Annotated in this window: 15 protein-coding genes; 5 read left to right on the forward strand and 10 right to left on the reverse strand. The window is 65.5% G+C overall.

What is annotated here, in order from left to right:
* Positions 1-76 precede the first annotated feature (76 nt).
* Both queA and H7F16_RS08925 read right to left on the reverse strand, forming a co-directional pair.
* Positions 77-1,108, reverse strand: coding sequence for a tRNA preQ1(34) S-adenosylmethionine ribosyltransferase-isomerase QueA (gene queA / locus H7F16_RS08920; protein ID WP_185797211.1), 1,032 nt, complete (start codon positions 1,106-1,108; stop codon positions 77-79).
* The gene (locus H7F16_RS08925) at positions 1,105-4,563 is read right to left on the reverse strand and encodes a DUF3971 domain-containing protein (protein ID WP_185797212.1); all 3,459 of its coding nucleotides are present in this window, start codon (positions 4,561-4,563) and stop codon (positions 1,105-1,107) included. The genes queA and H7F16_RS08925 overlap by 4 nt, the downstream gene beginning before the upstream one ends.
* Positions 4,564-4,688: 125 nt before the next feature.
* Here H7F16_RS08925 and H7F16_RS08930 point away from each other — a divergent pair, with 125 nt between their 5' ends.
* From H7F16_RS08930 to H7F16_RS08945, 4 genes are all read left to right on the forward strand, one after another.
* The gene (locus tag H7F16_RS08930; RefSeq protein WP_185797213.1) at positions 4,689-5,150 is read left to right on the forward strand and encodes a peroxiredoxin; all 462 of its coding nucleotides are present in this window, start codon (positions 4,689-4,691) and stop codon (positions 5,148-5,150) included.
* Positions 5,150-5,980 carry a ferritin-like domain-containing protein gene (locus tag H7F16_RS08935; protein ID WP_185797214.1) on the forward strand — a complete coding sequence of 277 codons (831 nt, stop codon included), beginning with the start codon at positions 5,150-5,152 and terminating at the stop codon, positions 5,978-5,980. The genes H7F16_RS08930 and H7F16_RS08935 overlap by 1 nt, the downstream gene beginning before the upstream one ends.
* 174 nt (positions 5,981-6,154) lie before the next feature.
* Positions 6,155-7,495 (forward strand): DUF5930 domain-containing protein, encoded by a 1,341-nt coding sequence (locus H7F16_RS08940; protein ID WP_185797215.1) that lies wholly within the window; start codon positions 6,155-6,157, stop codon positions 7,493-7,495.
* Complete coding sequence (locus tag H7F16_RS08945) at positions 7,485-7,988, forward strand: bactofilin family protein (RefSeq protein ID WP_185797216.1); 504 nt, start codon at positions 7,485-7,487, stop codon at positions 7,986-7,988. Before H7F16_RS08940 ends, H7F16_RS08945 begins: the two co-directional genes overlap by 11 nt.
* A gap of 45 nt (positions 7,989-8,033) precedes the next feature.
* On the opposite strand, the gene H7F16_RS08950 is transcribed toward H7F16_RS08945, so the two are convergent.
* From H7F16_RS08950 to H7F16_RS08970, 5 genes are all read right to left on the reverse strand, one after another.
* A complete protein-coding gene (locus H7F16_RS08950) occupies positions 8,034-8,834 on the reverse strand; it encodes a DUF2189 domain-containing protein (protein ID WP_241741347.1) in 801 nt (266 codons plus the stop codon).
* A 66-nt stretch (positions 8,835-8,900) separates the two neighbouring features.
* Positions 8,901-10,028 carry a peptide chain release factor 2 gene (gene prfB / locus H7F16_RS08955; RefSeq protein ID WP_185797217.1) on the reverse strand — a complete coding sequence of 376 codons (1,128 nt, stop codon included), beginning with the start codon at positions 10,026-10,028 and terminating at the stop codon, positions 8,901-8,903.
* A 117-nt stretch (positions 10,029-10,145) separates the two neighbouring features.
* Positions 10,146-12,677: a PBP1A family penicillin-binding protein gene (locus tag H7F16_RS08960; RefSeq protein WP_185797218.1), complete on the reverse strand. Its 2,532-nt coding sequence runs from the start codon at positions 12,675-12,677 to the stop codon at positions 10,146-10,148.
* A 110-nt stretch (positions 12,678-12,787) separates the two neighbouring features.
* Positions 12,788-13,984: an N-acetylmuramoyl-L-alanine amidase gene (locus tag H7F16_RS08965; protein ID WP_185797560.1), complete on the reverse strand. Its 1,197-nt coding sequence runs from the start codon at positions 13,982-13,984 to the stop codon at positions 12,788-12,790.
* Positions 13,984-15,132 (reverse strand): pyridoxal phosphate-dependent aminotransferase, encoded by a 1,149-nt coding sequence (locus tag H7F16_RS08970; protein ID WP_185797219.1) that lies wholly within the window; start codon positions 15,130-15,132, stop codon positions 13,984-13,986. The genes H7F16_RS08965 and H7F16_RS08970 overlap by 1 nt, the downstream gene beginning before the upstream one ends.
* Positions 15,133-15,220: 88 nt before the next feature.
* Here H7F16_RS08970 and H7F16_RS08975 point away from each other — a divergent pair, with 88 nt between their 5' ends.
* The gene (locus H7F16_RS08975) at positions 15,221-15,979 is read left to right on the forward strand and encodes a DsbA family protein (protein WP_185797220.1); all 759 of its coding nucleotides are present in this window, start codon (positions 15,221-15,223) and stop codon (positions 15,977-15,979) included.
* A 146-nt stretch (positions 15,980-16,125) separates the two neighbouring features.
* On the opposite strand, the gene ispG is transcribed toward H7F16_RS08975, so the two are convergent.
* From ispG to hemA, 3 genes are all read right to left on the reverse strand, one after another.
* Positions 16,126-17,250: a flavodoxin-dependent (E)-4-hydroxy-3-methylbut-2-enyl-diphosphate synthase gene (gene ispG / locus H7F16_RS08980; RefSeq protein WP_185797221.1), complete on the reverse strand. Its 1,125-nt coding sequence runs from the start codon at positions 17,248-17,250 to the stop codon at positions 16,126-16,128.
* A 73-nt stretch (positions 17,251-17,323) separates the two neighbouring features.
* Positions 17,324-18,586 carry a helix-turn-helix domain-containing protein gene (locus H7F16_RS08985; protein WP_185797222.1) on the reverse strand — a complete coding sequence of 421 codons (1,263 nt, stop codon included), beginning with the start codon at positions 18,584-18,586 and terminating at the stop codon, positions 17,324-17,326.
* A gap of 117 nt (positions 18,587-18,703) precedes the next feature.
* Entirely contained in the window at positions 18,704-19,927 is a 1,224-nt protein-coding gene (hemA, locus tag H7F16_RS08990; RefSeq protein ID WP_185797223.1) for a 5-aminolevulinate synthase, read from the reverse strand.
* Positions 19,928-19,957 lie beyond the last annotated feature (30 nt).

The raw sequence follows: 19,957 nt of genomic DNA on the forward strand, positions 1-19,957 counted from the left end.
CGGGGCGACAGGGCAGATATAGCATGGCGGCAGGGGCTGGCGCGCCGGAAAACCGACGACTGCCCCGCGACCTGCGTCAGGGAATCAGCAAAGAGGAATCACCGTAGCTGAAGAACCGGTAACGGTTGGTGACGGCGTGGTCATAGATCGTGCGGATGCGGTCCTGCCCCATCAGCGCGGAAACAAGCATCATCAGCGTCGACTTGGGCAGGTGAAAGTTCGTCATCAGCGCGTCGGTGACGCGGAAGCGGTAGCCGGGGTAGATGAAGATGTCGGTCGGTCCGGTCCAGGGTTCGACCTGCCCCGAAGCGGCGGCGGATTCGATCAGCCGCAGGGCGGTGGTGCCCACGGGAATGACGCGCCCCCCTGCCCGCTTGGTGGCATTGATCTCGGCCGCCGCCTGCGGGGTGACCTGCCCCCATTCGGCATGCATCTTGTGGGTGGTCACATCCTCGACCTTCACCGGAAGGAAGGTGCCCGCGCCGACGTGAAGGGTGACTTCGGTAAAGGTGACGCCCATGTCGGCAAGGGTCTGGAGCAGCGCCCGGTCGAAGTGGAGCGAGGCGGTGGGGGCTGCGACCGCGCCGGTATGGCGGGCAAAGACGGTCTGGTAATCGTCGCGGTCCTGCGCATCGGGGGCGCGTTTGGCGGCGATATAGGGCGGAAGCGGCATGGCGCCCGCCTCGGCCAGGGCGGCGTCGAAATCATCGCCCGCTAGGTTGAAGTCAAGCCGCAGGTCGGTTTCCGATTTCTCGGTCACGGTGGCGGAAAGCCGGTCGGAAAAGCGGATCACCTCGGCCGTGTTCACCTTGCGCAGGGGCTTGGCAAGCGCGCGCCAGCCCGTGGCGAGGGGTTCGAGCAGGGTGATCTCGATCTTCGCCACGGCCTCGCCGCGCTGGCGCTGGCCGGTCAGGCGGGCGGGGATCACGCGGGTGTTGTTCAGCACCAGACGGTCGCCGGGGCGAAAGATCTGCGGCAGGTCGTAGACATGCCGGTCGCTGATGCTGTCACCCTGCGCCAGCAAGAGCCGCGCATGGGTGCGGGGCCGCGCGGGGCGCGTGGCGATCAGGTCTTCGGGAAGGTGGAAGTCGAAGTCGGACAGTTTCATCCGCCGCTGTCTCCGAGTTTGGGGGGGGCGCTGCGGAAGAGTTCGCGGAAGCGCCCGGGGGTAAGGATCGACAGCGGGTTGACGGATACGGTCGCGCCCTCGGCATTGCCGGTGACCTCGTAATTGAAGCCGAACACACCCTCGCCCCGCTTGGTAAAGACCGAGCCGATGCCGTTGAGCAGGTAGAGCGGCGAGACCACGCCTTGCAGGCGCATCTCTTTGCTGGCGGTGCCGTAGACGCCCGCCATCGACACGCCCAGCGACGCGCCGACCGCCGAGGCGCGCGTGATCTGCACCGCGCCGGGGGTGACGACGAATTCGCCGGTCGACTGGTTGAACAGCAGCCCCTCGCCGTTCAATTGCTGGAGCAGGCCGATGACCGAGACGGCCGAGAGCAGTTCTGCCAGAACCGGCGCATTGGCGACGCGGACGTCGGCGATATCGGCCACGCCATCGTAGACGCCCGGTTCCGCGCGGGGTGTCAGCCGCATGTCGAGGCTGCCGCCACGGGCCGAGGCGAAGACTCCGGCCGAATCGAGCACCGCGCCGGCATTGTCGGACCTGATGCGCACCGCCGAGCCGTTCGCCGAAGGCACGACCGTTCCGGTGACCGAGGCAATGCCGTTGACGAGGCCCTGAAACGACCCGTTGAAGCCGCCGCGCGGGGTGAAGTTGCCCTCGAATGCGGTAAGGCGCAGGTCGTCGGAAATGCGCAATTCCTCGAGTTTGACGGCAATCGGGATATCGGCCCCCTCGCCCTCGCCCTTGCCCGCGCCTTCGGCCATCTTGCGGATGTCGATGCTGCCCGAGGTGATGGCGACCGCGACGGGGCGGCCTGCACCGCGCCCCGTGATCTCGACCGAGCCTTGCAGCCATTGGCCGATCAGCACGGGCGAGAAGCGGGCGATGTCCAACCCGCCATCCTTGCGCATGCGGACCGAGCCTTCGGCATCGATCCCGGGAGCCGTGAGGGCGAGCCGTTCGACGACCGGAGGCGAGGACAGCACCGCCTCGACCGAGAGCCGCCCCAAGGCGTCGCGCGGTTTCGACCAGCCCGTGCCGGGGATCGAGACGGCGACGCGGTTCAGGTCCGAGACCAGCGACAGGCGGGGCGGTTCGCCCTTGGGCAGGGCGATGGTGACCTGTGCCTTCCCCGTGCCTTCGACCATGCCCGCCGGCAGGCCGAGGTTGAATTCCGACACTGTCAGGGGCGAGAGTTCTGCCGTGCCCTCGATGCGCGCCTTGCCTGCGGCATCGGGACCGAAGGGCTGCGAGAAGGTGATGTCGAAGGGCAATTTGCCCACGGTGCCGCTGCCGGAAATACGCATGCTCTTTGGGTCTGCGCTGACCGAAAGGTCAGAGGCCGCGACGGTCTTGCCCTTGACCAGCAGGTCAGAGCGGAAGCCGCTGACACGCCCGTCGACGGCAAAGCTGACATCGCCGGGCATGATGCGCGGAATGAGCGGGAAGCGCAGCACGGCGTCGAGCGTGGCCTCGCCCGTGCCGATCTCGACGGGGCGTCCTGCCTTGGTCAGGAAACGGAAGGGCGGTTCGTCGAGAATCGACAGGGCGGCGGTCAGGCTGGAGCGGGTTTTCAGCCGGACCTCGGCCTGCGCGGGTTTGCGGGTGATGTCGAGGACGGAAAAGACCGAACCCGCCATGTCGATGGTGCCGCCGATGGGCGGGGTGACGACGCCTTTCGACAGAACCATCGTGTAGGTCTGGCCTTCGATGGTGGCATAGCCGTTGGCGCGGGTGATGGGCGGCATGGTGCGGATGAAACGCACCTCGGTGTCGCGGAAATCGTAGCCCATCTGCATGCGGGTGGGCTTGCCCGGTGTGATGCGGACGGCCGAGCGCACATCGGCGAGCGTGCCGTTCAGCACATTGGCGGCAAGCCATTGGCGGGTCTTTGGCACCAGCGTCACCGGCCAGAGTTGCAGCAGGTTGTCGGTGGTGATCTCGTCCAGCATCACATCGAGGGCGGCGCGCCAGCCGTCGTTTCCGGCACCGACCGACCCCTTGGCCGAAAGCCTGTGCCCGCTTTCGATCAGGGCGATCTGGCCGATGTCGACGCTGAACGGGTCAAGCCGCAGGCGGAAGTCTATGGCGCCTTCGGTGAAGAGAACGGGTTTTTCGAAAAGGCCCGCCGGATCGACCATCGCTTCCGAGACATGGACCTGTGTCAGGAACACTTGCGGCAGGCGGCCGCCGAGCGGGCCGGTCAGATAGGTGCCATCGGCGGATTGCAGATAGCTTTGCCCCGTGGCCTTGATGCGCAGCGCGGGGCTTTCCACATCTATCGCGGTCAGCTTGATGCGGCCGTGGTCGGGGTCGTAACCGATGTCGAGCGTGGCGCGGTCGAAGGGAACGGGCTGGGCCGCCTCGGTCGGGTGGAGGGCGCCTTGGCCGAGGGACAGGCTGGCTTCGAGCGCCGTGATGCCCTGCCCGCCCAGCGTCGCCGCAAGACGGCCCGAGATCGGCGCGTCGAGAACGCGCAAGGCTGCCAGCAAGGGGGCCTGATCGGCAAGGTCGGCGGCGGCGACCTGATCGACGGTCGCGGTGATCCGCGCTTCGGTGGCGCTTTTGTCCGAGACGATGGTCAGAACCGCCTGCGCCGGCGTCGTGGCATTGCCGAGCAGCGAGATCCCCAGTTCGGCACGAATGTCGCGGGCGCGGTTTTCAAGGCGCAGGCGGCCGTCGCCCACCTCCCATGTGCGGTTCAGGCGGTCGTCGCGCAGCGAGACGCCAAGGGCATCCGCCTCGACCGTTTGCAACCGCGAGAGCAGCGGGACGGCGAAGGCCGCGTCGACCATGTCGAACAGGGCGGGGATGCCGTCGATGGATGTGCCCAGATTGCCCGCGCCAAGCGCCAGATCGAAACGGCCCTGCGCATCGCGGCGCAGGTCGATGCGCGCCCCGCTGATGCGCAGGTTGCGCGGGCGCACCTGACCGTCGAGCAGCGAGTCGAGGTCGAAGGTGATGCCGGTTTCCGGCAGGGTCAGCAGCGGGTCGCCCTTGGAATTCTCGACCCGCAAATCTTCGAGCCGCAGGCGCGGCACCCAGTCGGAATCGATGCCGATCTCGATTCCGCCCAAAGACACGGCCCCGTCGGGCAGCGCATCGGAGAGCGCGCGGTTGAGGCGGCTTTCCACCTCGGCCACGGCAAAGACGGGAAGGCGCAGGGAGGCACCCGTCAGGCCAAGGACGGCGATCAGCGTGCCGATGGCAAAGCCAAGAAGCAGGACGAAGGCGAAAACCCCGTGCGGCAGACGGCTGCGCCTTTTGCGCGCGGCCGGTTCGGATGCGGGCGGCGCGTCGGGGGCCGCTTCAGGGGCCGCTTCGGGGGTCGCTTCGGGCGCGGGATGCGGCGCCGTCACGGGCGGCACGGCAAGCGGACCGGCGGCGGAACCATCCGCACCGGGGCTGTCGCCCGTTTCCGCCCTGTCGGTCATGCCCTGCCCTTTTGTCCGCCCGACGCCCGCAATTCGCGTCCCTTTGGCGGGGATTGCCTTTATCTTTGCCCGAAGGCAACTAGAACGCAAAGCATTGGACTTCAAAATGCAAGGAGCCGCCCAAGATGCTGACCCAAGGGGCCGATGCGCCCGAATTCACCCTTCCCCGCGATGGCGGAACGGATGTGACCCTGTCCTCGTTCCGTCCGGGCAAGGTGGTGCTGTATTTTTACCCCAAGGACGACACGCCCGGTTGCACGCTTGAAGGGCAGGATTTCACCGCCCGTCTTGCCGATTTCACCGCCGCGAACACCACTGTCATCGGAATTTCCAAAGACAGCGTGAAGGCCCATGACAAGTTCTGCAAGAAGCACGGGCTTGGCGTGATCCTCGCCAGCGACGAGAACGGGCACACCTGCGAGGATTACGGCGTCTGGCTGGAAAAGAGCATGTACGGCAAGACCTACATGGGCATCGAGCGGACGACCGTGCTGATCGACGGCGCGGGCAAGGTTGCGCGGGTCTGGAACAAGGTCAGCGTCAAGGGCCATGCCGACGAGGTGTTGGCGGCAGCACAGGCGCTTTGATGCTGTCGCTGGCCGAGCGGGCGGTTCAGGTTCTGACCACGGCGGACGGGCGGGAGAAAACGGCGCTTGGCCGTGCCCATGCCGCCGAGTGGTTCGCCGCCCGCGCGGCCGGAACGCCGATTCCCGTGGGGCAGGCCCTGCCACCGCTGCGGCCTGCCCGACCGGAAAAGCCCGATCTCCTCGACCCGCGCGATGTGCCGCGCCGCAGGCCCGGCACCCCCGCCGGCCGCTTGGCGCTGCTGCATGCCGTGGCACATATCGAGCTGAACGCGGTCGATCTGCACTGGGATATCATCGCCCGCTTTGCCGACCAGCCGATGCCGCTTGGCTTCTATGACGACTGGGTCAAGGCCGCGGACGAGGAAGCCAAGCATTTCAATCTGGTAAGCGACTGTCTTGAAGCGCTTGGCAGCCATTATGGCGCCCTGCCCGCCCATGCCGGCATGTGGCGCGCCGCCGAGGACACGGCGGGCGACCTGCTCGGGCGGCTTGCGGTGGTGCCGATGGTTCTCGAGGCGCGCGGGCTGGATGTGACGCCCGGCATGATCGGGGTGTTTCGCGCAAGCGGCGATGCGGGCGCGGTCGCGGCGCTCGAGACGATCTATGCCGAAGAGGTCGGCCATGTCGCCTATGGGTCGAAGTGGTTCAACTGGCTGTGCGGACGGGCGGGCAGCGACCCGAAAGAGGTCTTCCACGATCTGGTGCGCCACTACTTCCACGGGGCGCTGAAACCGCCGTTCAACGAGGAAAAGCGCGCCGAGGCCGGCTTGCCGCCCGACTTTTACTGGCCCTTGGCCGACGGCATCCCGCCGTCACAAAAAATAATCTGAATTAAGGAACCAGGACTGTCTCGGCGGGTTTCTGCCGATCTTGGGCGGAAAAGCGGAGGCGAAAGCGACCGTCCGGTCAAAACCGTTGCGGCATGGGCGAGGCGTGGCTAATCACAGGGCGTTCCTGCCCTGCAGGGGCGTTGGATCCCGCAGCCACGAACGGAACCCGCCACAGTGCTTACCCGCGTCTCATACCGGATCAATGCTGCGGTCGAGCGGTATCTTCCGGAACAACGCCTTTTCCTGAAATCCGATACCGAAACACGCTTCATCCGGTTGCGCCCGCTGACACAGGCCGTGGCGCTTGGCACGGCGACGCTGTTCGTGGGCTGGACCATCCTCGCCACGGCGATTCTGATGATGGACACGATCGGCGCCGGTTCGTCGCGCGAACAGACCCAGCGCCAGCAGGCCGAATACGAACAGCGGCTGAACCGCATGTCGGACGACCGTGACCGCCGCGCCGAAGAGACCGTGCGCGCGCAGGAACGCTTCAACCTTGCGCTGACGCAGGTGGCGGCAATGCAGAGCCGGTTGCTTGCCTCGGAAGACCGGCGGCGCGAGCTGGAAACCGGCATCGACGTGATCCAGAAGACGCTGCGCCGCACGATCAAGGAACGCGACGAGGCGCGCGCCTCGCTTGAGTCGGTGACGGTGGCGATGAACGAGGCGGGCAATTCGCCCGTCGGTGCCGAAGGCCGCGCCCGCGACACCGAGGCGACGTTGTCCTACATGACCGATGCCCTTGGCGCTGCGGCCAAGGAACGCGACGCGATGGCGGTCGAGGCCGAGCAGTCGGAAGAGCGTGTCGCGGATATCGAGGCCGAGCGCCGCGCCTTGCAGCGCCGCACGGACGAGATCTTCACCAAGCTGGAAGAGGCGCTGACCGTGTCGGTCGAGCCGCTGGACAAGATGTTCCGGCAGGCGGGGCTGTCGTCGGACGAGTTGCTGTCGACGGTGCGCAAGGGTTATTCCGGTCAGGGCGGCCCGCTTGCGCCGCTGGCGCTGTCGACCTCGGGGTTGTCGGGTACGCCGGAAGAGACGCGGGCCAATGCGCTGCTGTCCGGGCTGGACCGGATGAACATGTATCGCATCGCGGCCTTCAAGGCGCCGTTCTCGATGCCGGTGAACACGCCGGTCCGCTACACAAGCGGTTTCGGCGGGCGTGACGACCCGTTCGGGCGCGGCCACCGCAAGCACGAGGGGCAGGACCTTGCCGGAAGCTACGGCGCGCCGATCGTGGCCACGGCCGACGGGGTCGTGACCTATGCGGGCTGGGAATCGGGCTATGGCCGTCTGGTGAAGATCAAACATGCCTTCGGACTCGAGACCCGCTACGGTCACTTGTCACAGATCCGCGTCAGTGTCGGCGATAGGGTATCGCGCGGCGACCGGATCGGTGATATGGGCAATTCCGGACGTTCGACCGGAACCCATCTGCATTACGAAATCCGGGTCGACGGCAAAGCAATCAACCCGATGACCTTCATAAAGGCAGCGCGAGATGTTTTCTAAAAGCAAGATCAACGAACCCGGGCCGAAGAACCCCGAAATCGAAAGGCCGAAGATGCCGGAAGCCACCGCACCGAAGCCCCAGGCCGAGTTTTCGCCCTCGGCTCCCAAGGTGAAGGCTGCGGCCTCGGTCCTGTCGTCGGACCTGACGGTTGTCGGCAACCTGCGCACCACCGGTGACATCCAGGTCGAAGGCACGGTCGAGGGCGATATCCGCGCGCATCTGCTGACCGTGGGCGAAAGCGCCACCATCCGCGGCGAGATCGTTGCCGATGATATCGTGGTGAACGGCAGGGTCGTCGGCCGCGTTCGTGGCCTGAAAGTGCGCCTGACCGCGACCGCGCGGGTCGAGGGCGACATCATCCACAAGACCATCGCCATCGAAAGCGGCGCGCATTTCGAAGGTTCGGTCCAGCGGCAGGAAGACCCGCTGTCGAACGGGCGTTCGTCGGCTCCGGTCACGCCGGTGACCACGGCTGCGGCCAAGACCGAGTAAGAAGCCGCGATAGATCGATACAAGGGCGCCTTCGGGCGCCCTTTTTCATTGCCAGTCGACCGCGCGGCGGTAGAGGTGCCAGCTTGCATGGCCCAGCACCGGAAGCACCAGCAGCAAGCCCAAGAAGCCCGTCACCATCCCGAGGAAAAGTGCCGCAGCGATCATCGCCCCCCATCCCAGCATCAACACCGGATTGGTGCGGACAAGTGCTACCGAGGTCAGCATGGCGGTGACGAAATCGACGTCACGATCCAGCAGCATGGGCAGGCTTACGACCGTCAGGGCATAGAACAGCGTGGCAAGTGCCGCCCCTACCGCCGTTCCGAAGGCCAGCATCGAAAGCCCCTGCCCCGTGGCGAAGATGCCAAGCGAGGACGACACGTTCACCAGCGTCGCCTGCCCAAGGAAAAGCGCAAAGATCATATGCGCAAGGAAGTTCCAGAACAGAAAGAACACGACGATGACCACGGCCATCGACGGGATCTGGCGGTCCTTCTGGCGAAAGACGACGCCAAGGATTTCGCGCAGGACAAGGGGGGTTGCCGCCTCGCGCCGGCGGCTGATCTCGTAAAAACCGCAGGCGATGAAAGGGCCGAGGATGGGAAAGCCCGCCCCTGCTGGCAAGGTCCACCAGACCTGCCCCTTGACCGTGAAGGCAAAGACCACAAGCCATCCGCCGATCACATAGACCAGCGAGAAGAAGGCCCCGTAGAAGGGTTCGGCCAGAAAGTCGCGCCACCCCGAGCCGAGCGCGTGGCGCAGGTCGGCAAGGTCGAGTTCCAGCACCTCGGGCACGGCACGCGGTGCGGTTTGGGGGTGGGGCTGCATCCCTGTCGTGTCGGCCATCGTGTCACACTCCTCTGGTCCGAGAGGCTATGCGGCAGCGGCCAGCGCGCAAAGATGTATTTCAGATCAATCGTCGGCCATCGCCTCGGCGCGGCTTTTGCCTGCCACGTCCATCGCCAGCGTCGCGGCCATGAATTTGTCGAGATCGCCGTCAAGCACCCCTTGCGTGTCAGAGGTTTCGACACCGGTGCGCAGGTCTTTGACCATCTGGTAGGGTTGCAGCACGTAAGAGCGGATCTGGTTGCCCCAGCCGGCATCGCCCTTGGCGGCGTGCTGGGCGTTGACCTCGGCGTTGCGGCGGTCAAGCTCCATCTGGTAGAGCCGCGATTTCAGCGCATTCATCGCTATTTCGCGGTTCTGGTGCTGCGACTTCATCGAACTGGTCACGACGATGTTGGTGGGCAGGTGGGTGATGCGCACCGCCGAGTCGGTGGTGTTGACGTGCTGGCCCCCGGCGCCGGACGAGCGGTAGGTGTCGATGCGGATCTCGTTGTCGGGGATGACGATCTCGATGTTGTCATCGACCACGGGATAGACCCAGACCGACGAGAACGAGGTGTGCCGCCGCGCGGCCGAGTCATAGGGCGAGATGCGGACCAGCCGGTGGACGCCGGATTCCGATTTCAGCCAGCCATAGGCATTGGGTCCGGTGATCTTGTAGGCGGCGGACCGGATGCCCGCCTCTTCGCCGGCGGTTTCCGACTGGAGTTCGACCTTGTAGCCCTTTTTCTCGGCCCAGCGGACATACATGCGCGCCAGCATCGAGGCCCAGTCGCAGCTTTCGGTGCCGCCGGCGCCTGCGTTGATTTCAAGGAAGGTGTCGTTTCCGTCCGCCTCGCCGTCGAGCAGGGCTTCGAGTTCCTTGGCGGCGGCGACATCGACAAGCGCCTTCAGCGCGGCTTCGGCTTCGGCGACGATTTCGGCGTCATCCTCGGCTTCGCCCATCTCGATCAGCTCGACGTTGTCGTTCAGACCGCGTTCGATCATGCGGTAGGTCGAGACGGCATCAAGCAATTGCTGGCGCTCGCGCATCAGCTTTTGCGCCTTGGCAGGATCGTTCCACAGATCGGGCGCCTCGATCATCGCGTCGAATTCCTCGAGGCGATGCGGCGCGGTTTCCCAGTCAAGCCGCTGCGCAAGCAGTTTCAGCGATTTGCTGATCGCATCGACGTTGTTCTGCGTTTCGGCGCGCATGGGGCAAGTCCTGTCATGGTCTACGGGCGGGGTGATAGCGCGGGGGGCGCGAACGGGCAAGGGTGCGGCCCTTGCCCGCGAATTTCACGGCAGAGAAATCAGCGCCGGGGAAGAAGGCTAGTAAAGACCGCCCGAGCTGAGCGTGCCGAAGTCGGCCTTTTTGGGGATGACGGCGGTTTCCCCGCTCGAGGTGGTGACGGTGGCCTCGCCCTCGCCCGCGTCGGTTTCGCCATAGGCAAAGAGCGGCAGGTTCGATCCCATCGCAAAGCCGCCATCGACCAGCATCCCGATGCCGTCGACGCCATCGCGGAAATACTCGGCCTGAACATTGGGGCCGGTGGCATCATCGGGCAGCATCGCGCCGGTGTAACGGTCTAGCTTGACGAAATGGCCGCCGGGGGGGATGCGGAATTCGGAGCCGCCGTATTTCTTGACCGCCTCGGTCATGAATTTCTGGAACACGGGGCCGCAGAAGCCGCCGCCCGAGGCACCGCCGCCAAGGGTGCGCGGCTGGTCGTAGCCGATGTAGCAGCCCGCGGCGATGTTCGAGGTGAAGCCGATGAACCACACGTCCTTGGCGTCGTTGGTGGTGCCGGTCTTGCCGCCCACGGGCACCGGCAGGCGCACCGACCCCGAGGCCGTGCCGCGCTGGACCACGCCTTGCAGCATCGAGGTGAGCTGGTAGGCGGTGACCGCGTCCATCACGCGTTCGCGTTCGGATTGCAGCGTCACGCCCTGCCCGGCGGGAAGCGACGGCGATGCACAATCGGTGCAGACGCGCGTGTCGTGGCGATAGACGGTGCGGCCATAGCGGTCCTGCACCCGGTCGACGAGGGTGGGTTCAACCCGCTCGCCGCCATTGGCGAACATGGAATAGGCGGCAACCATCTTGAACAGGGTCGTTTCCTGCGCGCCGAGGGCGTTGGCGAGGAAGGGTTGCATCGGAGAATAGACGCCAAAGCGTTCGGCGTATTGCGCGACCTTTTCCATGCCGATTTCCTGCGCCACGCGCACGGTCATCAGGTTGCGCGACTGTTCGATGCCGGTGCGCAGCGGGGTGGGCCCGTAGAATTTGTTGGACGCGTTCTTGGGCGTCCACAGCCCTTGGGCGGTTTCCACCTCGATCGGGGCGTCGACGACGATGGTGCCGGGGGTGAAGCCGGAATCGAGGGCTGCGGCATAGACGAAGGGCTTGAAGCTGGAGCCGGGCTGGCGCGTGGCCTGCGTGGTCCGGTTGAAGACCGAGTCCTGATAGGAGAAGCCGCCCTGCATCGACAGGACGCGGCCGGAATAGACGTCCATCGCCATGAAGGCGCCCTGCACTTCGGGCACCTGACGCAGCGACCAGCGTTCGAAGCTGCCATCTTCGGCCGTGACCTGACGCACCAGCACGACATCGCCCACCGAGACGAGGTCGCCCGCGACCTTGGCCTTGCGTCCGAGCGAGCCGTCAGCGTTCAGCTTGCGCGCCCAAGTAACGTCCTTGGCGGGAATCGTGGCCTCGTCCTTCTGGCCTTCGATGCCGATGGTGGCATCGGTTTCGCCCAGCGACAGGACAACGGCGGCCGACCAGCCCGCGATGTCGCGCGGCACATCGACGGCCGCAAGGGCGGTGCGCCAGTCGGCCAGCTCGTCTGGGGTCAGGGCTTTCTTGGTGCCACGCCAGATGCCTTGGGCGCGGTCGTATTTCTCGAGCGCCTCGCGCAGGGCGGCGGCGGCCACCACCTGCATCTCGGGGTCGACCGTGGCGCGGATCGACAGGCCGCCGGTGAAGAATTCATCCTCGCCGAAGGTGGTCGAGAGCTGGCGGCGGATTTCATCGGTGAAATAGCCGCGCGGCGGCAGGGATTCGCGGAAGGCGGGGAAATCGCCGTTCTGCACCGTCAGAAGCGGGGTCTCGGCTTCCGACTTGGCCAGTTCGGGGGTGATGTAGCCGTCTTCGGCCATGCGGTTCAGAACATAGGCTCGCCGGTCGAGCGCCTTTTCGCGGTTGCGCACGGGGTGCATTTCGGACGGCGCCTTGGGCAAGGTTGCCAGATAGGCGGCTTCGGCCGGGGTCAGGGCGGTGAGCGGCTTGTTGAAATAGGTCTGCGCCGCTGCGGCCACGCCATAGCTGTTCTGGCCAAGGAAGATTTCATTCAGGTAGAGTTCGAGGATCTTGTCCTTGGACAGCGTTTCCTCGAGCCGCGTGGCGAGGATGATTTCCTTGATCTTGCGTTCGCCCGTGCGGTCGCCGGAAAGCAGGAAGTTCTTCATCACCTGCTGGGTGATCGTCGACGCGCCGCGCACTTCCTTGCCGCGCGTCAGGATCGCATCGCGGAAGGCCGCTGCCATGCCGCCCACGTCATAGCCGTGGTGGGTGTAGAAATTCTTGTCTTCGGCGCTGATGAAGGCGTGCTTGACCAGATCGGGGATATCCTCGATCGGCACGAAAAGCCGGCGTTCCTGCGCGAATTCGTCGATGATCTCGCCTTCGCCGTTGTAGATGCGGCTGATGGTGGCGGGGGTGTATTTGGCAAGGCTCTCGTGGCTCGGCAGGTCGCGGGAATACATGTAGAAGATGCCGCCGATGGACAGGGCGGCAAAGAGGATGCCCAGCGTGATCGCCGTGAAGATCGCCCCGAGAAAAGAACCGACGAATCTGAACACGCCCAAAACCCCGCCAAGATGCCGCGCCAGTCTTGCGCCCGCGCCTTATACACGCGCAAGGCGCGCAAGGTCAAAACGATGGCGTGACCACGCGCACAAAAACGCCGCCCCTAGGGCTTCAGTTTGCTGTCGGTGGCGGCCCATGCACGCAGACCCGAAAGGATTGCGCCCTGCATCGTCTCGCGCCATTCCGGATCGTTCAGGCGCTTGAGGTCGGACCCCGAGGACAGAAAGCCGAGTTCCAGCAGGACCGAGGGAATATCGGGCGATTTCAGCACGGAAAAACTGGCCTGCTGGATCGGGTGGCGGTGCATCCGGATACCTGCCTGTTGCATCGCGCCGGCAAGAGAGGCGGCAAGGTTCTGGATGCGCGGGGCGGTATCGGTGCGGGCCATGTCCATCAGGACTGTCGCGACAAGGTCGTCTTGCTGGCTGAGATCGACACCTGCGAGAAGATCGTCGCGGTCATGGCGTTCGGCCAAAGTGCGCGAGGCTTCGTCGCTGGCGTCATCGGCCAGATGGTAGATCGTGGCCCCCGTCGCCTCGCCCTCGGCCAAGGCATCGGCGTGGAGCGAGAGAAAGACCTGCGCGTTGGCGGCACGGGCGATGGAGATCCGGGTCTCGAGCGGGACGAAAACATCGTCCTCGCGGGTCATGGTGACCTGAAAACCCTCGCGGATCAGCCGTTCCTTGAGTTCGCGGGCAAAGGACAGCATGAGACTGGCCTCGGTCGCGCCATCGCGTTCGGCGCCGGGGTCGATGCCGCCGTGACCGGGGTCGAGGACGACGCGCAGCGGCCCCTGCGGATCGGGGTTGGAGGAGGGCAGCGCGGCAGGTTGCGGCAAGGCCCAATCGGGCGGTTCGGGCAAGGCGGCGGCGGCGGCAAAGGCGGCGGGGCTGGCCGGATCGAGGCGGACGGTCACCTTGGCCCCCGCCCCCGTCTGCATCGCAGCGTGCGTCACGGTAAAGGGGCCTGCGAGTTGCAGCACGAGGCGCGACCATCCCGCACGGAACACGCCCGCGCGCAGGGTTTCGACGATGGCGCTTTCATGCGGCATGGCGGCGGCGCCGGACCAGTCCACCTCGCGGAAGTCGAGGACGAGGCGCGGCGGGTCGGCCAGCAGCCGGACGCGCCACGGAACGGGCTGGCTGAGCGCAAGGGTGATGTCGGCCCCGCCCGCCGAATCCGCGATGCGCGAGGCGGCGGGGTCGAGGCGGGCCAGCGCCGTCAGGTCCTGCGCGGCAAGGGGCGCGGCAAGGGGCGCGGACAGGGCAAGCGCCAAAAGGGCCGAGAGGATAAAGCGGATCACGCCTTGCGCCCCTGCATGAAGGTTTGAAGCCGCGCCAGCCCCTCGACGATGTCGGCGGTGGCTCCGGCGTAGGAAAAGCGCAACCGCTGGCCGCCGCGGCGGGGGTCGAAATCGAGACCGGGGGTCACGGCGACCCCTGCCCCGTCAAGGATTTCGGCGGCAAAGGCAAGGCTGTCGCCGGTCAGGTCCGAGACATCGGCGTAGATGTAAAAGGCGCCATCAGGCGGGGCGATGCTGGTAAAGCCGGCCTTTGGCAGCCCTTGCAGCATGAGGCGGCGGTTTTCGGCATAGGTGGCGCGGTTGGCTTCAAGCTCGTCGATGCAGTCGAGTGCGGCGAGGGCCGCGATCTGGCTGGCATGGGGCGGGCAGATGAACATGTTCTGCGCCAGCCGCTCGACGGTGCGGATCTGGTCTTCGGGCACGACCATCCAGCCGATGCGCCAGCCCGTCATCGAAAAATACTTGGAGAAGGAATTGATGATGTGGACGTTGTCCGACACCTCGAGCGCGGTGACGGCGCGGGTGGCGTAGTGGAGGCCGTGGTAGATCTCGTCCGAGATGAAGCTGATGCCACGGGCCTGCGCCGCATGGATGAGGTCTGCAAGGCGCGGCTTGTCGAGCATGGTGCCCGAGGGGTTGCCGGGCGAGGCGACGATCAGCCCCGCAAGATCCACATCCGCGAAATCGGCGGGCACGGGTTGCAGCCGGTTCGCATCGCTTGCGGGCAGGCCGACGGGGTCGAGCGACAGCGCGCGCAGGATCTGGCGGTAGCTCGGATAGCCCGGTTCGCCCAGCCCGACGCGGTCGCCTGCGTCAAAGAGCGTGGTAAAGGACAGAAGGAAGGCGGCAGAGGAGCCGGAGGTCACGATCACGCGGTCGGGGTTGAGGTCGATCCCGTACCAGCGGGCATAGAGCGCCGCGATCCCGCGCCGCAGTTCGGGCAGGCCGAGGGCCACGGTATAGCCGAGCGCGTCCTGCTCCATCGCGCGGGCCAGCGCCTTGCGCGCGGCGGCGGGCGCGGGCGTGGCGGGTTGGCCGATTTCCATGTGGATGATGTGGCGGCCCGCCTCTTCGGCCATGCGGGCCGCGCGCAGAACATCCATCACGATGAAGGGATCGACCTGACCCCGCCTTGAAATCCGCATCTCGCCCCCCTTAAGGTGTACCAAGTGTCCCGGATGCCGGGGCAAGGTCAAGCCATAGCCCGTTGCGGGCACCAGTTCGAGGTATCCGATGCAGAGCCGTCCCTTCGCCCTATCGCTGGCCCTGTTCGCGGGCCTGACGGCTTCGAGCGCATTCGCGCAGGACAGCATGACCCCCGAGGCGCGCGACGCCTTTCGTGCCGAGGTGCGGGCCTACCTGCTGGAACATCCCGAAGTGCTGGTAGAGGCGATGGATGTGCTGCAGGCGCGCCAGGAGGCGGCGGCGGCCGAAAAGGAAAAGACCATCGTCGCGGACAATCACGAAGCGATCTTCAACGACGGGACAAGCTGGGTCGGCGGCAACCCCGAGGGCGATGTGACGGTGGTCGAATTCCTCGACTATCGCTGCGGTTATTGCCGCAAGGCATGGCAAGAGGTGGACGAACTGGTCCAGACCGACGGCAACATCCGCTTCGTGATGAAGGAATTCCCAATCCTTGGCGAGCAATCGGTGATCTCTTCGCGCTTTGCCATCGCGGTGCAGCAATTGCACGGTCCCGAAGCCTATGCCACGACGCATGACGCGCTGATCTCGCTGCGGGCCGATGCGACGCCGGAATCGCTGGAGCGGCTGGCGGGCGATCTGGGCTATGACTGGGAGGAGCTGAAGGCCAAGATGGACGCGCCCGAGGTGACGGCGGTGATCGAGGCGAACCATGCGCTGGCGCAAAAGCTTGAAATCACCGGCACGCCGACCTTTGTCGTCGACGGAACGATGGTGCGGGGCTATGTGCCGCTGGACGGAATGCGCCAGATCATCGCGTCGGAACGCGCGAAGAGCGAGGGATAAGCGATTGGCCTGAAACGCTTATCGCGTTTCAGCGCCGCTTTTTCCTTGGCGCATTTTCTGCGAAAATTCCGTTTGCTCGCCTGACTGCCAAGGGACCAGCGACCGGGATCGGGGCGAGTGACTTTTTGCAGAAGAATCGTGGCCGCCTATTCGGCGGCCTCGGCTTTCTCGGCTTCGATCTCGGCCGCTTTCTTTTCCACCAGTTCGACGATGTGATCCACCATCGCCTCGTTGCCGAGCTTGTGGCTTTGCTTGCCCGCCAGATAGACCATGCCCGACCCTGCCCCGCCGCCGGTGAAGCCGATGTCGGTCATCAGCGCCTCGCCGGGGCCGTTGACCACGCAGCCGATGATCGAAAGGCTCATGCTGGTGGTGATATGGGCAAGGCGGTCTTCCAGCGCCGAGACGGTCTTGATGACGTCAAAACCCTGCCGCGCGCAGGAGGGGCAGGAGATGATGGTCACGCCGCGATGGCGCAGGCCGAGGGATTTGAGGATCTCGAAGCCCACCTTGACCTCTTCCACCGGATCGGCGGAGAGGCTGACGCGGATCGTATCGCCGATGCCCATCCAGAGCAGGTTGCCAAGGCCGATGGCCGATTTGACCGTGCCCGACATAAGCCCGCCCGCTTCGGTGATGCCAAGGTGGATCGGCGCGTCGGTCGCTTCGGCCAGTTGCTGGTAGGCGGCGGCGGCAAGAAAGACGTCCGAGGCTTTGACGCTGATCTTGAATTCGTGGAAATCGTTGTCCTGCAACAACTTGATATGGTCGAGGCCGGATTCGACCATCGCTTCGGGGCAAGGCTCGCCGTATTTTTCAAGCAGGTGCTTTTCGAGGCTTCCGGCATTCACACCGATGCGGATGGAACAGCCGTGATCCTTGGCCGCGCGCACCACTTCGGCGACGCGCTTGGCATCGCCGATGTTGCCGGGATTGATCCGCAGGCAGGCGGCCCCGGCCTCGGCGGCTTCGATGGCGCGTTTGTAGTGGAAATGGATATCGGCCACGATCGGCACGGGGCTTTCGGCGACGATCTCGCGCAGGGCGCGGGTGCTTTCCTGATCGGGGGTCGAAATGCGGACGATATCGGCCCCCGCGATGGCGCAGCGCTGCACCTGTTCGATGGTGGCCGCGATATCGGTGGTCAGCGTGTTGGTCATGGTCTGGACCGAGATCGGGGCGTCGCCGCCGACCTTGACCTTGCCCACACTGATCTGGCGCGAGGGGCGGCGGTAGATGTTGCGCCACGGACGGACGGCGTTGAGCGACATGGATGCCCCTTTTGGCGATGGCCTTGGAGCATAGATAAAGGGCTGCGGCGCGAACGGCAACAGGTGGTGCGGATTACTCGACGGGTGCGGTATTCGCAGCGGGCAATTCGGCGGGGGCCGCTTCGGCCACGTTGACGAATTTTGCCAGATCGGCGTCGGCACCGATATCGGCCTCGGCATAGGTTTGCGCAAGGTTTTCAGCCGAAAGGGCAAGGTTCTTGACCACGGTGGCATCGGTCGCTGCCGGGCCATAGGTCTTGCCGTTGACGGCGAAATAGATCGAGCCGGAATTGCCGGCGCGCAGAAGCGGGGCCTCTTCGAGCTGCGGGACGACATAGCGTTCGCCCGCGTCGAGGATCTTTTCGAACAGCACGGTTCCATCGGCCGATTGCACACGCACCCATGACGGGCGGACGGCAAAAACCTCGAGCGTGGGGGCGGCGTCGGCAACGACCTGCACATCGGAGGAGACCGCATCCCCGACCGCATTCTCGACGGCGGTGGCGATTTCGGTTTCGGCGGCGGTCGCGGCAAGGGCGCCCGTCTCGCGCGGGTCGATCGAGGCGATGGGACCATCGCGCGAGGTCAGGACGGGAACGTCCAGCGCCTCGGGGCGGTAGAGGCGGTCGAGCAATTCGGGCGAGGCGGCATCAGCCGCGGCCACGGCGGTTTCGTCGCTGGCCGGTGCGGCGGCATCGGCCGGAACGGCGGTTTCCGCGACGATCGGTTCGACCGGCTTCATGTCGCCCAAGGGGTCGATTTCCGCGACGACGCTGGGGGCCTGATCGACGGGGGCAAGCTGGACGCGCTGCACTTCCTGCAACACCGACCAGCCGCCATAGCCGATGGCGCCGATCAGGACCGCAAGGACAAGAACCGACCCGACGGCACCCGGTTCGATGCGCGAGAACAGGCTTTCGGTGCGGGGAATGAAGGTCGCATTCGGATTGGCGAGCGGATCGCCGAAGTCTTTGACGACGCGCTTGGCGGTCATCGTGGCGGAAGAGGCTGCCGCGCTCATCCCGTGGGCGACGGTGAAATTCGCTTCGGTGCAGAATTTGGCAAAGGCCCAGTCCGGGTCCATGCCAAGGTAGCGCGCATAGGACCGGATATAGCCCGCGACGAAGCCCTGCGTCTCGAAGGCGGAGACGTCGGCGTTTTCGATGGCGGCGATGTAGGTGGCCTTGATCTTGAGTTCGCGCTGCACGTCGAGCAGGGATTTGCCCAGCGTCGCGCGTTCGCCCCGCATGAGGTCGCCAAGCCGCAGATCGAAATCGTCAAAGCCCTTTGGCTTGTCGATTTCAGCCGCCGAAGGTTTTGACCTCCGCCCGATCATGCGCTCTGTCCCTTCACTGCCCCAAGATGTCCGAATCGCGGTTGTTCACCGACTCGTGTTCTGTCGTATTGACGACAAGCTAGCACAGGGCAAGAGATATTGCATTTATCTAAAGGCTCAGGCCGAGGCCTCGGCGCGATTTAGCGCACAATGGCGCCAAAGTGCGTCCATAGCGGTCACAAGCCGTTCAATTTGCTTAAGATCGTGGACCGGCGACGGGGTGAAACGCAGCCGTTCGGTGCCGCGCGGAACGGTCGGAAAGTTGATCGGCTGGACGTAGATTCCGTAGCGGTCGAGCAGCATGTCGGAAAGCATCTTGCAATGCACGGGATCGCCCACATGGACCGGCACGATGTGGCTGCCGTGATCGATGATCGGCAGGCCAAGCGCCTTGAGACGCATCTTCAGGACGCGGGCGTGCAGCTGTTGGGCGTCGCGCAGGTGCTGGGCGGTTTTCAGCACCCTGACGGCCGCAGCGGCCCCGGCCGCGACGACGGGCGGCAACGAGGTGGTGAAGATGAAACCGGGCGCGTAGGAGCGGACGGCATCGACCATGCGGGCCGAGGCGGCGATATAGCCGCCGAACACGCCGTAAGCCTTGCCCAGGGTTGCGTTGATGATGTCGACGCGGTGCATCTCGCCATCGCGTTCGGCGACCCCTGCCCCGTGCGGCCCGTACATGCCGACGGCGTGGACCTCGTCAAGGTAGGTGAGCGCGTTGAATTCGGCGGCGACGTCGCAGATGTCCTTGATCGGGCCGAAATCGCCGTCCATCGAATAGATCGATTCAAAGGCGATGAGCTTGGGCGCGGCCGGGTCGTCGGCGGCGAGGAGTTCGCGCAGATGTGCCACATCGTTATGGCGGAAGATGCGCTTCGGCCCGCCGCCCCGGCGCACGCCTTCGATCATCGAGGCGTGGTTGAGCGCATCGGAATAGATGATGAGACCGGGGAAGATGCTGCGCAGGGTCGAGAGCGTGGCGTCATTGGCGATATAGGCCGACGAGAACACCAGTGCCGCGTCCTTGCCGTGCAGATCGGCCAGCTCGGCCTCGAGCCGCTTGTGATAGACCGTGGTGCCCGAGATGTTGCGCGTGCCGCCCGAGCCTGCGCCGGTGGCATCGAGCGCCTCGTGCATCGCGGCCAGAACCTCGGGGTGCTGGCCCATGCCGAGATAGTCGTTGCCGCACCAGACGGTGATGTCTTGCGAGGTGCCGTCGGGCCGCCGCCAGATCGCCTTGGGGAAGTGCCCGTTGACGCGTTCGATGTCGATGAAGGTGCGGTAGCGGCCTTCGTCATGCAGGCGCTGCAAGCTGGCATCGAGTGCGGCTTCGTAATCCATCGTCGTCTCCCGGTCTGGTCCGGCGCTGCC

The organism is Paragemmobacter straminiformis (assembly GCF_014243445.1).
GTDB classification, from domain to species: domain Bacteria; phylum Pseudomonadota; class Alphaproteobacteria; order Rhodobacterales; family Rhodobacteraceae; genus Paragemmobacter; species Paragemmobacter straminiformis.